Annotated in this window: 15 protein-coding genes; 4 read left to right on the forward strand and 11 right to left on the reverse strand. The window is 58.1% G+C overall.

The genetic code is table 11. From position 1 onward, the window contains the following. The first annotated feature begins 1 nt into the window (after position 1). Complete coding sequence (locus CLH62_RS13900) at positions 2–916, forward strand: DUF808 domain-containing protein (protein WP_099618723.1); 915 nt, start codon at positions 2–4, stop codon at positions 914–916. Here CLH62_RS13900 and CLH62_RS13905 read toward each other — a convergent pair. From CLH62_RS13905 to ubiE, 9 genes are all read right to left on the reverse strand, one after another. Beyond that, positions 908–1,633, reverse strand: a complete 726-nt coding sequence (locus CLH62_RS13905; RefSeq protein WP_099618724.1) for a 16S rRNA (uracil(1498)-N(3))-methyltransferase — start codon at positions 1,631–1,633, stop codon at positions 908–910. The genes CLH62_RS13900 and CLH62_RS13905 overlap by 9 nt on opposite strands. Continuing rightward, positions 1,630–2,415, reverse strand: a complete 786-nt coding sequence (gene tatC, locus CLH62_RS13910) for a twin-arginine translocase subunit TatC (RefSeq protein WP_099618725.1) — start codon at positions 2,413–2,415, stop codon at positions 1,630–1,632. Before tatC ends, CLH62_RS13905 begins: the two co-directional genes overlap by 4 nt. Further along, positions 2,412–2,903 carry a Sec-independent protein translocase protein TatB gene (tatB, locus tag CLH62_RS13915; RefSeq protein WP_099618726.1) on the reverse strand — a complete coding sequence of 164 codons (492 nt, stop codon included), beginning with the start codon at positions 2,901–2,903 and terminating at the stop codon, positions 2,412–2,414. The genes tatC and tatB overlap by 4 nt, the downstream gene beginning before the upstream one ends. A gap of 11 nt (positions 2,904–2,914) precedes the next feature. Next, positions 2,915–3,148, reverse strand: a complete 234-nt coding sequence (locus CLH62_RS13920; protein ID WP_099618727.1) for a Sec-independent protein translocase subunit TatA — start codon at positions 3,146–3,148, stop codon at positions 2,915–2,917. 89 nt (positions 3,149–3,237) lie between these two features. Then, on the reverse strand, positions 3,238–3,567 hold the full coding sequence (locus tag CLH62_RS13925) for a phosphoribosyl-ATP diphosphatase (RefSeq protein WP_099618728.1): 330 nt from the start codon (positions 3,565–3,567) through the stop codon (positions 3,238–3,240). 12 nt (positions 3,568–3,579) lie between these two features. Further along, the gene (gene hisI, locus CLH62_RS13930; RefSeq protein ID WP_099618729.1) at positions 3,580–3,996 is read right to left on the reverse strand and encodes a phosphoribosyl-AMP cyclohydrolase; all 417 of its coding nucleotides are present in this window, start codon (positions 3,994–3,996) and stop codon (positions 3,580–3,582) included. A gap of 27 nt (positions 3,997–4,023) precedes the next feature. Then, entirely contained in the window at positions 4,024–5,667 is a 1,644-nt protein-coding gene (gene ubiB / locus CLH62_RS13935; protein ID WP_099618730.1) for a ubiquinone biosynthesis regulatory protein kinase UbiB, read from the reverse strand. Further along, a complete protein-coding gene (locus CLH62_RS13940) occupies positions 5,664–6,305 on the reverse strand; it encodes a ubiquinone biosynthesis accessory factor UbiJ (protein WP_099618731.1) in 642 nt (213 codons plus the stop codon). Before CLH62_RS13940 ends, ubiB begins: the two co-directional genes overlap by 4 nt. Continuing rightward, positions 6,305–7,096: a bifunctional demethylmenaquinone methyltransferase/2-methoxy-6-polyprenyl-1,4-benzoquinol methylase UbiE gene (gene ubiE, locus CLH62_RS13945; protein ID WP_099618732.1), complete on the reverse strand. Its 792-nt coding sequence runs from the start codon at positions 7,094–7,096 to the stop codon at positions 6,305–6,307. The genes CLH62_RS13940 and ubiE overlap by 1 nt, the downstream gene beginning before the upstream one ends. Before the next feature lie 125 nt (positions 7,097–7,221). Here ubiE and CLH62_RS13950 point away from each other — a divergent pair, with 125 nt between their 5' ends. Beyond that, positions 7,222–7,500 carry a polyhydroxyalkanoic acid system family protein gene (locus tag CLH62_RS13950; RefSeq protein ID WP_099618733.1) on the forward strand — a complete coding sequence of 93 codons (279 nt, stop codon included), beginning with the start codon at positions 7,222–7,224 and terminating at the stop codon, positions 7,498–7,500. A gap of 21 nt (positions 7,501–7,521) precedes the next feature. Here the strand turns inward: CLH62_RS13950 and CLH62_RS13955 are convergent, their stop codons facing one another. Next, positions 7,522–8,271 (reverse strand): DUF8198 family protein, encoded by a 750-nt coding sequence (locus tag CLH62_RS13955; RefSeq protein ID WP_099618734.1) that lies wholly within the window; start codon positions 8,269–8,271, stop codon positions 7,522–7,524. Positions 8,272–8,361: 90 nt separating this feature from the next. Continuing rightward, positions 8,362–9,285: an alpha/beta hydrolase gene (locus CLH62_RS13960; RefSeq protein ID WP_099618735.1), complete on the reverse strand. Its 924-nt coding sequence runs from the start codon at positions 9,283–9,285 to the stop codon at positions 8,362–8,364. Between the two features lie 323 nt (positions 9,286–9,608). Here CLH62_RS13960 and CLH62_RS13965 point away from each other — a divergent pair, with 323 nt between their 5' ends. Next, positions 9,609–11,042, forward strand: coding sequence for a WS/DGAT domain-containing protein (locus CLH62_RS13965; RefSeq protein WP_170005805.1), 1,434 nt, complete (start codon positions 9,609–9,611; stop codon positions 11,040–11,042). Between the two features lie 172 nt (positions 11,043–11,214). Beyond that, the gene (locus tag CLH62_RS13970) at positions 11,215–12,318 is read left to right on the forward strand and encodes a porin (RefSeq protein WP_099618737.1); all 1,104 of its coding nucleotides are present in this window, start codon (positions 11,215–11,217) and stop codon (positions 12,316–12,318) included. Positions 12,319–12,453: the final 135 nt, after the last annotated feature.

Below are 12,453 nucleotides of genomic sequence, written 5' to 3' on the forward strand. Positions count from 1 at the left end.
AATGGCAGGAAGCAGTCTACTTATACTGATCGATGATATCGCCACAGTACTGGACGATGTTGCCCTGATGACCAAAGCCGCAACGAAAAAAACGGCGGGTGTCCTGGGTGACGACCTGGCCTTGAACGCCCAGCAGGTTTCGGGGGTAAAGCCTGCGCGGGAACTGCCGGTGGTGTGGGCAGTGGCGCGGGGCTCATTCATCAACAAGGCGATACTGGTGCCCGCCGCCGTGGCCATCAGCTTCTTCATACCCTGGCTAGTGACGCCACTGCTGATGCTTGGTGGAGCGTTCCTGTGTTTCGAGGGCTTTGAGAAGCTGGTGCACAAGTTCCTTCATCGTGAAGAGGACCGAAAACACAAGGCGAAATTGCATGAGGCGCTGAAGAGCCCTGAGGTGGATCTTCGTACGGTAGAAAAGGACAAAATAAAGGGCGCCATCCGCACCGATTTCATTCTCTCCGCAGAGATTATTGCCATCACCCTGGGCACCGTAACCACCCAAACCATTGGTATGCAGTTTATGGTTCTGGTGGTGGTCGCCATCATGGTCACTGTAGCGGTTTACGGCCTGGTTGCCGGCATCGTCAAACTGGACGACGGCGGGCTGTATCTCAGCCAGCAAGACAACCCGTTTCTGCAGAAGCTCGGTGAAGGGATATTGTGGCTGGCGCCTTATCTGATGAAAACGCTGTCCGTGCTCGGTACTCTAGCCATGTTCCTGGTGGGCGGTGGTATTCTCACTCATGGTTTTACGCCGGTTTACGATGCCATTCATCAATTTGCCGAGAGCTTCAGCGGCATGACGGCGACACTGATCCCCACCGTTGCGAACGGCCTGTTCGGTGTTCTGGCCGGGGCGATTCTGGTTGCGCTGATCACTCCGCTGGCCCGCTGGTGGCAGGCACGATCAGCCTGATAAGCACGCGTCGAACAACCGGCTGACCAGAACCGGTACAGCGGTTTCCATTCGCAGGATGCGGGGGCCCAGGTGGACGCCCCGGCAGCCGGCTTCTTCCAGTTTTTCGACTTCGTAGGGCGTAAAGCCACCTTCCGGGCCGATGCACAGGGCTGTGGGGCGGTTCAGGTGCACCGGGCAGGGAATGCTGGTTCCCGGGTGAGCCACCAGCGCCTGTTTGCCCTCCAGCAGAGCCGGCAACTCATCCTCCACGAACGGCTTGAACAGCTTTCGTGCCTGCACCCGGGGTATCCCCGTGTCTTTTGCCTGTTCCAGTCCCAGGATAAGGTTTTCCCGCACATGGTCTTCGGACAGCCACGGGGTTTGCCAGAAGCTTTTTTCCACCTTGTAGCTGTTGATCAGCCAGATATCCTTAACGCCCTGGGTGGCGCAGGTTTGCAGGATACGGCGAAACATCTTTGGCCGGGGCATGGCCAGAATCAGCGTGAGAGGAAGGGGGGTAGGCGGCATCTGATCCAGTGTCACCCTGAGTTCCGCTTCGGTATCCGTAAGCCTCAGAACCTCGCCCATACCCATGTTGCCATCGGCGCGGCCGACGGGAACCGTGTCACCGGTAGCCACCTTGATAACGGACTGCAAATGGGTGAGGCGGCGGCCGCGCAGGATAACCCGGTCAGGGCCGACGAAGTCTTCGTCGAACAGTAACGCCAGGTTCATTCGCCGGCAGGCTCGTCGGCTTCCGGTTCCTCTACTTCGCGTCTCGCCAGGCGGCCAAACAGGATGCCAATCTCGAACAGGATCCACATGGGCACCGCCAGCAGGGTCTGGGAGATGATATCTGGCGGGGTCAGCAGCATGCCGATGATAAAGCAGCCGACCACAACATAGGGGCGCTTCGCAGCCAGGTCATCCGGAGTGGTAGCACCTGTCAGGATCAGCAGCACGGTGGCGATGGGTATCTCGAATGCGACACCGAAGGCGAAGAACATTTTCAGCACAAAATTCAGGTAGCTGCTGATATCGGGCAGTTCAACGATACCTTCCGGGCCGATGGCGGTGAAAAAACCGAACACCAGCGGGAACACCACGTAATAGGCGAAAGCTGCGCCCATGTAAAACAGCAGCACCGAGGTAAATAGTAGCGGGAAGGCCAGCCGCTTCTCATGGGCATAAAGCCCCGGGGCTATAAAGCTCCAGAGCTGGTAGAGAATAATGGGGATGGCGGCGAACACCGACAGTACCAGCGCCAGCTTCAGTGGCGCGAAGAATGGCGAGGTGACGTCGGTTGCGATCATGGTCTGGCCGACCGGCAGCAGCGAACGGATGGGTTCGGACAACCAAAGATACAGCTCGTTGGCGAACGGGTAGATCGCAGCAAAGCAGATAACCACCGCCAGAACCATTTTCAGCAGGCGATTGCGAAGTTCCAGCAAGTGCTCAATCAGAGGCATTTCCTGGTGTTCCGGAGGCATCTGATTACCGTCTGGCTTTGCATTCATGAACGTTTATCCGGCGGACTTTGCGGGGTTTCAGGCTGATCCTTGGTATTCTCGGCGGCGGCCTCCCCGACAGGGGAGGTATCGCCGGATTCCGGTGAAGCAACGCCGGCATCGTGCTGATCAGGTTCACTTGCAGCGTTGGTTGGCTGGCTTCCGGCCACCCGTCGGGTCGCCGGAGCAGGCCTGGGCTTTTTGGTTTCGTTCTCGGGCAGGATCATATGCTCGTATTTTTTGGCTTCATCCAGAGCGCCGCGCACGGTTTTCTGAACGTCGTCCAGACCCACATCCCCCGCCTTGCGGAGTTCTTCACGGAGTTCGTCAGCTTTCAGCTGCCGGTCCAGTTCCGAGGTGAACTGGCTGACCATGCGTCGGGCACCGCCCACCCACCGCCCGGCCGCGCGGGCTGCCGTGGGCAGACGCTCGGGGCCAAGCACTAACAGCGCAATGACGCCACAGATCAGCAGCTCAAGAAAGCCAATATCGAACATTCAGCCTGATCTCAGCTGTGGGACTTGTCCCGGGGCTTTTCTTCAGCCGCCTGTTGCGGCTGCTCGTCGGTTTTGCCTTCCAGGGATTCCTTATCCTCATCCTTGGAGTCGTCGTCGCCCATGGACTTCTTGAAGCCGCGGATGGCGCCACCCAGGTCGCTACCGATGTTGCGCAGTTTCTTGGTTCCGAACAACAGAATAACAATGCCGAGTACGATAAGTAATTGCCAGATGCTGATACCCATTACGGGGTCCTCGTTTTAATGTTTCTGTTCCGTGACATTGTACGTTACCAGAATCCGTTCGCGGAAACCCCCGTTAGGGGTACTCCCGGTCACTTGTTCCGTGACGCTTTTTCTTCGAGTCCTGACAGGTCGAACCGGCTGGCCAGCTCGTCGAGAATGTCCTTGGGGCCGAGTCCGAGACTGGATAGCATTACCAGGCTATGAAACCACAGGTCTGCGGTTTCGTAGACCACATCCCGGGTTTCACCGGAATGTTCTGCGTCCTTGGCCGCCAGCAAGGTTTCCGTGCATTCTTCTCCCACCTTTTCCAGGATCTTGTTCAGACCCTTGGCATGGAGGCTGGCTACATAGGACGTTTCCGGGTCTGCTTCCTTTCGGGCTTCAAGAACCCTGGCCAGGTTTTCCAGTACATCGCTCACTGTCCGTGCTCCTCAGTTGCTGCCGTAAATGGCGTCCGGGTCTTTGATCACCGGGTCAACCCTGACCCACTGGCCGTCTTTCAGGGCCCGGTAAAAGCAGCTGCGTCTGCCAGTATGGCAGGCGATACCACCTTTTTGTTCCACCTTCAGCAGAATCACATCCTCGTCGCAGTCCAGTCGAATCTCCCGGACCACCTGTTCATGGCCGGACGTTTCGCCCTTGCGCCAGAGCTTGCCCCGGGAACGGGACCAGTATACCGCATGGCCTTCTTCGGCTGTCAGTCTGAGAGATTGCCGGTTCATCCACGCCATCATCAGGATGTCACCGGTCTCCGCGTCCTGGGCAATGGCCGGCACCAGGCCTTCTGGTGTCCAACGGACAGCATCCAGCCAGTCAGGGGTCTCGACGTTATCGGAGCAATCTTGCATTTTTGTGAATCCTGAAGTCTTTATTGGTCATCGGCCGCCTCGGAGAACCAGTCCGCCGGCAATAGCGAACAGTGCCCACCCCCAGGCAGGCAGCTCGTCAACCCACTGCCGGGACTCGGGTTGGGTACCGAGCAGCGCTCCGGCAACCAGTATTGCGGCTACAGCGGTTCTGCGCCAGCGTCGCTCGGTACGCTTCTGCTGTTCCCGGAGCAGCTCCAGTGTAGCCCGATTCTGCTGCTCTGTGGGCCCGGAATGTCGGAGTTGCAGAAGCGCGTCGTGCACTAGCTGGGGCATTTCCGGTGACTGTTCGAGCCAGGACGGCAGATGCGACTGGAGTGACTTGATCAGTCCGGACGGGCCAATGCGCTTACGCATCCAGGTTTCGAGGAACGGCTGGGCCGTGCTCCAGAGGTCCAGTTCCGGGTAGAGCTGGCGGCCCAGGCCTTCGACGTTCAGCAGGGTTTTCTGTAGCAGTACCAGCTGGGGCTGCACCTCCATGTTGAACCGTCTTGCGGTCTGGAACAGGCGCAGCAGGAAGTGGCCGAACGAAATGTCTTTCAGGGGCTTCTCGAAAATGGGCTCACAAACGGTACGGATCGCTGCCTCGAATTCGTTAACCCGGGTATCCGGTGGTACCCAACCGGACTGGATGTGCAGCTGCGCCACCTGGCGGTAGTCCCGGCGGAAAAAGGCCAGCAGGTTGCGGGCGAGGTAGCTCTGGTCGTCCGGTGCCAGGGTACCGACGATCCCGAAATCGATGGCGATGTAACGGGGATCGGCGGGATTTGAGACGTCCACGAAAATATTGCCGGGGTGCATGTCGGCGTGGAAGAAGCTGTCCCGGAACACCTGGGTAAAAAAGATCTCGACCCCTTTCTCTGCCAGAACCTTCATATCCGCACCGGCCGCTTTGAGGGCTGCGGTATCGGCGATGGGAATGCCATGAATGCGCTCCATTACCAGCACGGTTTTGCGCGTGTAGTCCCAGTCAATGAACGGAATATAAATCAGTGAGGAATTCTCGAAATTCCGGCGCAGCTGGCTGGCGTTGGCAGCTTCCCGCTGCAGGTCCAGTTCATCGTGAATGGTAGAGTCGTAGTCTTCCACAACCTCCACCGGATGCAGGCGTTTGCCTTCGGACCAGTATTTTTCCAGCAGCCCGGCCATCAGGTACATCAGGGCCAGATCCTGGCGAATGACCTTTTCGATGCCGGGTCGCAATACCTTGACCACTACCTTCTGGCCGTTGCGCAGCGTCGCGGCGTGTACCTGGGCAACGGATGCCGAGGCCATCGGGTCCGGGCTGAATTCGGCAAACAGGTCGGCTACCGGTGCACCCAGGGAGGTTTCGATGATGCCCCGGGCAACGTCACTGGGAAAGGGCGGAACCCGGTCCTGGAGATTTTTCAGGGATTCGGCCATGTCATCCGGCAACAGGTCTCTTCGCGTCGAGAGTATCTGGCCAAACTTGACGAAGACTGGTCCCAGTTCCTCCAGCGCCAGGCGCAGCCGGTCCCCGCGGCTGAGCTTGGGTTGTGGAAACAGGTGCCACGGAGCCAGGAGGAAAAACACCTTCAGGGGGGCGGGCAGCTCCGACAGCGGCAGAAACGTGTCCAGCCGGTAACGGCAAAATACCCAGGCAATTCGAAACAGGCGTTGCAGGCGGGTCACGGGTTCTCCGGTTCGTCAGTGGTGCCGCGGTTTTCCATCAGGTTGAGCCTGGCCTCCAGTCGTTCTGTGCGCAGGCAAAGGTCATCGATGTCCTCGAAGGTGGCTTCCAGTTCCCGTCGCCCTGGCAGGCCGCGGCTTTCCTCGTGCACATACTCTTCGATATTGGTATTGAGAGAGTGAAGTGCCTGCTGGCTCCAGCGGACGGCACCGCGAATGCGCTGGCCGAGAAAATGGGCGGGGACATCGCCGATGTGGCGGGCCATGGCCGCTTCCCAGTCTGGCTCCAGCTGGTTCAGCGCGCGTTGAAGCTGGTGGGCCAGCGCCGTGTCACCGGTGACCTGAAGGCGGCCATCGGCGAAGACGCGGTCGTCACCGGTTGCCAGGGCAGCAAAGGCGAGAGGTTTGCCGGTTATCTCCAGGGCCGGTTGTTGCGCCGGCTGGCTGCCAACCAGGACCCGGTTACCGGCTCGGTCCAGGGTATAGGAGAAGGTAATCGGATCGGTGATGTTGAGCTGCACCGGCCCTGCCAATGCCTTCATCAGTGCCTGGTGTCCGGCCGGATCCAATTCCAGTGCCCGGTTAAGGGCACTTTCCAGGATGGCGGTGATGGCAGAGAGCAGGGTGGGGCCGGGAAACATCAGGGCTTGATTCCCACGTGCAGTGCGACGATGCCGCCGGTCATGTTGTAGTACTTGCAGTTCACCAGGCCGGCTTCTTCCATCATACCCTTCAGGGTTTCCTGGTCTGGATGCATGCGGATGGATTCCGCCAGGTATTTGTAGCTTTCGCTGTCACCGGCAATGAGCTGACCCATCAGCGGAAGTGCGGAGAACGAATAGGTGTCGTAGGCCTTGCTCAGCAGCGGATTGGTGGGCTTGGAAAACTCCAGGATCATCAGCTTGCCGCCCGGTTTGAGAACCCGGGTCATATCTCGCAGGGCCTGATCCTTGTCGGTCACGTTTCGCAGCCCGAACGCGATGGAAACGGCGTTGAAATTGTTGTCCGGGAACGGTAAGTGCTCGGCATCCGCCTGGACATACTCGATGTTGCCGGCGTAGCCGCGGTCTGTCAGCCGGCTGCGGCCGACCTGGAGCATGGAGGCGTTGATGTCGGCCAGCACAACCCTGCCTGATGGCCCCACCAGATCCGAGAATTTCATGGTGAGATCGCCGGTGCCACCGGCAATGTCGAGCACCTGATGGCCTGGCCGTACACCGGAAAGCTCGATGGTGAAGCGTTTCCAGAGACGGTGGATGCCCATGGACATCAGATCATTCATGAGGTCGTACTTGCCAGCCACACTGTGGAAAACCTCTGCCACCTGGCTTGCCTTCTGGCTCTTGGGCACATTGCGGAAGCCAAAGTGGGTGACGTCGTCCTGGCCGTTGCTGTTTCCGGCCTGGCCGGCTGGCGTTTGCTGCTCGCTCATGGGGGATGTCCTGTCAGAATCTGAACCCCGTATTCTAACCGCTGACGGGGTTGCTACAAGGGTGGCGGTGAGTTTAATAGCGCCCTAAACTGTAAATCCGTCCAAATTCAAGAGAAAACCGATTCATGTCCGTTATTGATGTACACCGCCCGCACGCCCTGGATAAAGAACACGCAAGGCAGGCTGCCGAAACCCTGGCACAGGATCTGTCCAGCCAGTTCGACGTGCATTACCAGTGGGAAGGCGACCAACTGAAATTCAAGCGCAGTGGCGTCAAGGGGCACCTGAACATCACCCCGACAGATCTGCATATCCACCTGGAGCTCGGCATGATGCTGCGCCCCTTCAAATCGCGAATCGAGCAGGAAATCCATTCCCAGCTGGATCAGATCATCAAGGTCTGAGGAATAGACTTATTGGGACTGCTACAGGTCGCCCGGCAGGCTGAAAGGCTCAGGGTGACCACTCAATATATTGCGCATCACCTGCTGCTCCCGGGTGACCAGTCGGTCGATCAGTAAATTTACATCATCCATCTTCCTGAACGCCGAGTAGCCCCGGTGCAGAAAGCTATGCAGATCGGTGAGGTCAGCCAATTCCGCCGGCGCGCGACTCATGGACAGCAACCAGCCGAGAGTGCGGTTGCGGACGTAACGGTCGAGCTGCTGGCCGACCTCCGCCACCAGGGTAATCTGTTTTTTCCTCTGATCCAGGCGTTCGCTGGCCCGGTAGGCAGTGCAATAGTGATCGTTGGTAAGCGAATCGGTGGGTATGCCCTGTTGATGGAAAAGCTCTGCCAGCTCCAGATCCAGCTGCTGGGTGATCAGGTTCAGCTCGACCAGGCCGGCAAAGGTGTCCAGCAGGTTATCCGGCAACCACTTCACCATCTTGGGGAATACCCGGTCGATGTTGTCATCCCTGTGGGTCATGCCGGCCGGCGCGTAAAGATCGGTCAGCAGAAACTCCAGGCCGTGGTGGTAACCGGGGTGCTGGTAGAGATCGAGGTGGGTCGCTTTCAGGCGCTCTGCCTGCCAGTCGGCCACCCGGAATGTATTTTCCAGCAACGGATGCGCCGCTTTCAACCGCCGGAAATCGTGATAATCCAGCAACAGCTGCTGCAGCCGGCGAGCGCTTTCAGAGCGTGCTTCGGTAGCGACAAGGCGCTCACGGTACATGGGGGTCGGCTCCACTAAACCTGATCATAGGAGAAGTGGCGTAGTTTAACGGAGCTGATCAGGTCTTGCAGCACGGTCGGGCAGGGCGCTCTACCCCTGGGCGGCCGCCGGCAGGGTTTCAAAACCGGGTACCCATTCCTTGCTGTCGAGGGTAATGAAATGGCTCGGAGCTTCTGTTTCCACGATTCTCATGGTGGTCGGGCTCTGGCGGGCACTGGCCAGCATGGAGGAACGATCGAGAATGCGGTCCACCGCCGGGATCAGGAAGGTGCCGTGGCGGACGTGGTTATAGATGTTGGTATCGGTGCGCGCCATCCAGTCCATGATGTTTTCGATATTGCGAACGATGGTCAAATGGTCCTTGGTGGCAGAGAACAGCTTACTCAGCAGTTGCTTCTTTCGCGGGTTCATCTTGCCGAAGAAGGTCTGGCCGTAGGCCGAAGAAGGCGCGCTGTTGATCAGGCGGATCAGCCATGGCCACATGCCGTGGCTGACGGGTTCCAGCAGCGTGGTAACCAGGGCATGAAGTTTACCCTGGGGCAATACTGGCGCTTCCAGTACTACCTCCATATCTTCAAAAAGCTCCGGCCATTGCTTGATAGCCTCAAGAATCACTGCCCCGCCCCGAGAATGGCCGTGTACCCGAACATTCTGGGTGGTAGGCAGGTTAGACAGGGCCTGGTTCAGAATACAGGCATCGTACTCAATGGTGCCTTCAAGATGCTTGATCGGCACTTCCCAATCCGGGGCCTCCGGCGTAATGCCGTTCACCGGGATATGGTAGTTGCTGCAGGTAAGAAGAATCAGCTCGGTGGTGGGCGCTTCGTAGGCCTGGGTAAAGTAGCAGTGGTTTTCCAGAAAACCATGCACGCCGACAACCGTCTGTTCCGCCTTGCCGCTGTGGTTGCGAACGGAAACAGCGCCTTTGCCAACGCGATAAACCTGCCCCGAAAACATTTCCGAGTAGGCGCTTTCTATCGGTTTTATCAACTTGCGAACATGGCTCGCTTTCATAACTGCTCTCCCCCCAGCACGGCAATGGACCTTTTATTGGAATTTCAGTGTGCTGGTATCCCTTTGTACCCCCGATCGGGTCACCAGGTTATTGGCGCCGGATACCGATTTTACGGTCCCCCAGAGCCAATCAATGACTGATTCGGGTGTTTAATAACCATTGCATTAAGGCTTATAACCAGTATAGGACTGAATAGTTACTCACGTGTAATTTTTTGTAACACCGCAAACCCGCTCCGTCTGTGGAGCCTGCCGGGCTTGTCTGGCACAATGCGGGGTTCGGTTTTTACTTACCATCACCATTCTTCCAGGGACGTTCGGGTTTGAGTCACGAGCAATCGCACCTTCTGCTACCTGCGGATTCGGCCTGGCTGGCCCTGGAGCGCCCGGAAAACCCCATGACCATCACCGTGATGCTGCGGGTTGATGGTCTGACTGCGCCGCGCTTTCGGGATTTTCTCAGGGTTTATTGGATGGCCTGGGAGCGTTTCCGGTACATGCCGGTGAAGCGGTCACCGGCCTGGTGGTGGGAGCCGGACCCGATGTTCGATGTACGGCATCACCTCGATGTGGTGGTGGACCGCTTTACGCCGGCGACTCTCCGGGAGTGGGTGTCGGCCCGGCTGAATCAGCCTCTGCCCATGTACCGCCCGCGTTGGAAATTCTGGCTGGCCCCGAATGCCGAGGGCGGCGCCGTGCTGTTACTGCGCATTCACCATTGCTATGCCGATGGCCTGTCCCTGTTGGGTATTTTTGATCGTCTGTGTCCGCCATCGCCTCAGCAGCATCCTGCTCTTTACGGCGCTCAGGAAACTGCCGAATTGGCCCGCTGGACATCGGCTGCAAAGGCCTGGTTTGGACAATTGATGGCAATGGACCCGTCGTCTGAGGAGCCCAATGCCGGCCTCGGGCCAGATGGCGCCAGCGGGAATCAATGGCAGGACGCGGGCCGATTGCTGGAGCGGGTTGCCCAGAAGAGCCTGAAGCTGGTACACGAATTCTCGGAATTCCTGGTGGAGCCGGAAGATACGGTGACGGATCTGAGACGGCCACTGCTGGGGCGTCGGCACTGTCGCTGGTCTGATCCGGTTCCGCTGGACCGTTTCCGGGCCATAGCCAGAGCCACCAATGCCACCATTAATGACGTGTTGCTCAGCTGCGTGGCAGCAGCGATCCGGACCCGTCTGGGTATTGAAGGCGAAGATCTGGATGAGGCGATTCTCCACGCTGCGGTACCTGTCGATATTCGCGGTCGGCTGCCGGAGGATTTGCAGCCGGCGCCTGGCGCGCTGGGAAACTATTTCGGAACTGTGTTTGTACCTTTGCCGGTGGATGGCGAAAGCCCGTTGGAGCGCCTCTACCGCATCAAGCATGAAACCCGCAGACTCAAGAAGAGCTGGCAACCCGGTATTGCCTGGGGGCTGGCGGCGAGCGCCACGGTTATTCCTGAACCCTGGCGGGAGCCGGTAGCCGATACCTTCTACCGCAAGGCCAGTGCAGTGGTTTCCAACGTGCCTGGTACGGCGGAGACCCGTTACATGGCCGGTTGCCGGATATCCGAGCAGATGTTCTGGGTGCCCCAGGCGGGGAATATCGGCCTGGGCATCAGCATTGTCAGCTACGCGGGTCAGGTGCAGTTCGGCGTCGTCGCCGATGAAGCGGTCATGGCGGATCCCGAGGACTTCCTGAACGATTGCCTGCAGGAGCTGGCGCAGTTTCCCGGAGGTCTTTCCGGCGGTTTTTCCGACAAGTACTAATCCCAAAGTTTCATTTCAGTTGCCTCCCAAATGAGCAGAAAACCTGCTCCCTAGACGCATTTCCCCCTTCTCCCGCATAACCGACCATGGAATTCAGGCGACAGACCAAGCCTGGAGTTGCCGGATAACCCGGAACTCCGATCCCAGATTTCCAAAAACAACCGGGGGAACTATGAAAAACAATAACTTCAGAAAGTCAGGGTTAGCGATTGCCATGGCAGCGGCCATGGGCGCCAGCGCCGGCGCCAGTGCAGCCGTTGAACTGTACAATCAGGATGGCACCAGCTTTTCCGTTGACGGTTACTTCAATGCTTTCTACGTAAACCGTGACGACAAACTGAACGATGTCCGCGATTCACGCATAAAGATGGGCTTTCTACCCAATACCATCGGCTTCAACTTCAGCAAGGACATGGGTGATCTGACCCTCGGCGGACGTTCTTCTTTCTGGACCACCATCAATGACAGCCTGGATTCACCCACAGATACCGCCATTGATGTTCGGCAGTTCTACGCCACCGTGGAAGGCGATTTCGGCCAGGTATTGATCGGTAAGGATTTCGGCCTGTACGCCCGTTCCAATATTTTCCTGGATGAGATTCTGATGGGATTCGGTTCCCCGGGCCTGGCGGGCGGTGTGTCCTTTGGCAACATTCGCGCGGGCTATCCATACCCGACGCCCTCCGCCCAGATCACCTACCGCTCGCCTGATATGAGTGGCCTCAAGGTGGCTGCAGGTGTGCTGGATCCTGCCGATACGGTTACCGGAACAACGGCGGATGAAAATTCCGCACCCAGGTTTGAGTCAGAGGTGACTTACAGCGCCAATCTTAACGACGTGGCGCTAACCGGCTGGGTGAACGGCCGCTACCAGTCTGCCGAAAATGGCACCACCACCGTTGATAGTACCGGCCTTGGCTATGGTGTGAAGGCATCAGTTGCCGGACTCACCCTGGCAGCTTCCGGCTTCACTTCCAAAGGTGATAACCCCGTTCTGATTGGCAACGGTGCTGTAACTGAAGACGATGCCGATGGCTTCCTGGTTCAGGGTTCCTACGCATTCGGCGCCAACCGCATTGTGCTGTCCTACGGTGAAACCGATGCGGAAATCCTGAATCTGGAGACAGAGAGCACAACCATCGGTTTCTTCCATGACGTAAACAGCAACTTCAAGCTGGTTGCCGAGTACAACATGTACGAGGACAACAACCGCACCACCGGCGCAACCACCACAGAGGCGGACACCATCGCCCTGGGCGCCATCGTTATGTTCTAAGCGCCAGCCTGTCTAAGACTAAAGTGCCGGTTTGCCTTTGTGGAAACCGGCAGCGCCGCCAGGCATTGATTCAGGAGGTTGTTTAATCAATGGCTTACGATCATTTCGGCGCGCCTATAAAAAGCACTGAAGTCG

The sequence above is a fragment of the Marinobacter guineae genome (genome assembly GCF_002744735.1).
GTDB classification, from domain to species: Bacteria; Pseudomonadota; Gammaproteobacteria; order Pseudomonadales; family Oleiphilaceae; genus Marinobacter; species Marinobacter guineae.

Excerpts from the sequence above, each read along its gene's own strand:
- CLH62_RS13900 (WP_099618723.1), top strand. The coding sequence starts at position 2 with ATGGCAGGAAGCAGTCTACTTATACTGATCGATGATATCGCCACAGTA.
- CLH62_RS13905 (WP_099618724.1), bottom strand. The coding sequence starts at position 1,633 with ATGAACCTGGCGTTACTGTTCGACGAAGACTTCGTCGGCCCTGACCGG.
- tatC (WP_099618725.1), bottom strand. The coding sequence starts at position 2,415 with ATGAATGCAAAGCCAGACGGTAATCAGATGCCTCCGGAACACCAGGAA.
- tatB (WP_099618726.1), bottom strand. The coding sequence starts at position 2,903 with ATGTTCGATATTGGCTTTCTTGAGCTGCTGATCTGTGGCGTCATTGCG.
- CLH62_RS13920 (WP_099618727.1), bottom strand. The coding sequence starts at position 3,148 with ATGGGTATCAGCATCTGGCAATTACTTATCGTACTCGGCATTGTTATT.
- hisI (WP_099618729.1), bottom strand. The coding sequence starts at position 3,996 with ATGCAAGATTGCTCCGATAACGTCGAGACCCCTGACTGGCTGGATGCT.
- CLH62_RS13940 (WP_099618731.1), bottom strand. The coding sequence starts at position 6,305 with ATGTTTCCCGGCCCCACCCTGCTCTCTGCCATCACCGCCATCCTGGAA.
- ubiE (WP_099618732.1), bottom strand. The coding sequence starts at position 7,096 with ATGAGCGAGCAGCAAACGCCAGCCGGCCAGGCCGGAAACAGCAACGGC.
- CLH62_RS13950 (WP_099618733.1), top strand. The coding sequence starts at position 7,222 with ATGTCCGTTATTGATGTACACCGCCCGCACGCCCTGGATAAAGAACAC.
- CLH62_RS13955 (WP_099618734.1), bottom strand. The coding sequence starts at position 8,271 with ATGTACCGTGAGCGCCTTGTCGCTACCGAAGCACGCTCTGAAAGCGCT.
- CLH62_RS13960 (WP_099618735.1), bottom strand. The coding sequence starts at position 9,285 with ATGAAAGCGAGCCATGTTCGCAAGTTGATAAAACCGATAGAAAGCGCC.
- CLH62_RS13970 (WP_099618737.1), top strand. The coding sequence starts at position 11,215 with ATGAAAAACAATAACTTCAGAAAGTCAGGGTTAGCGATTGCCATGGCA.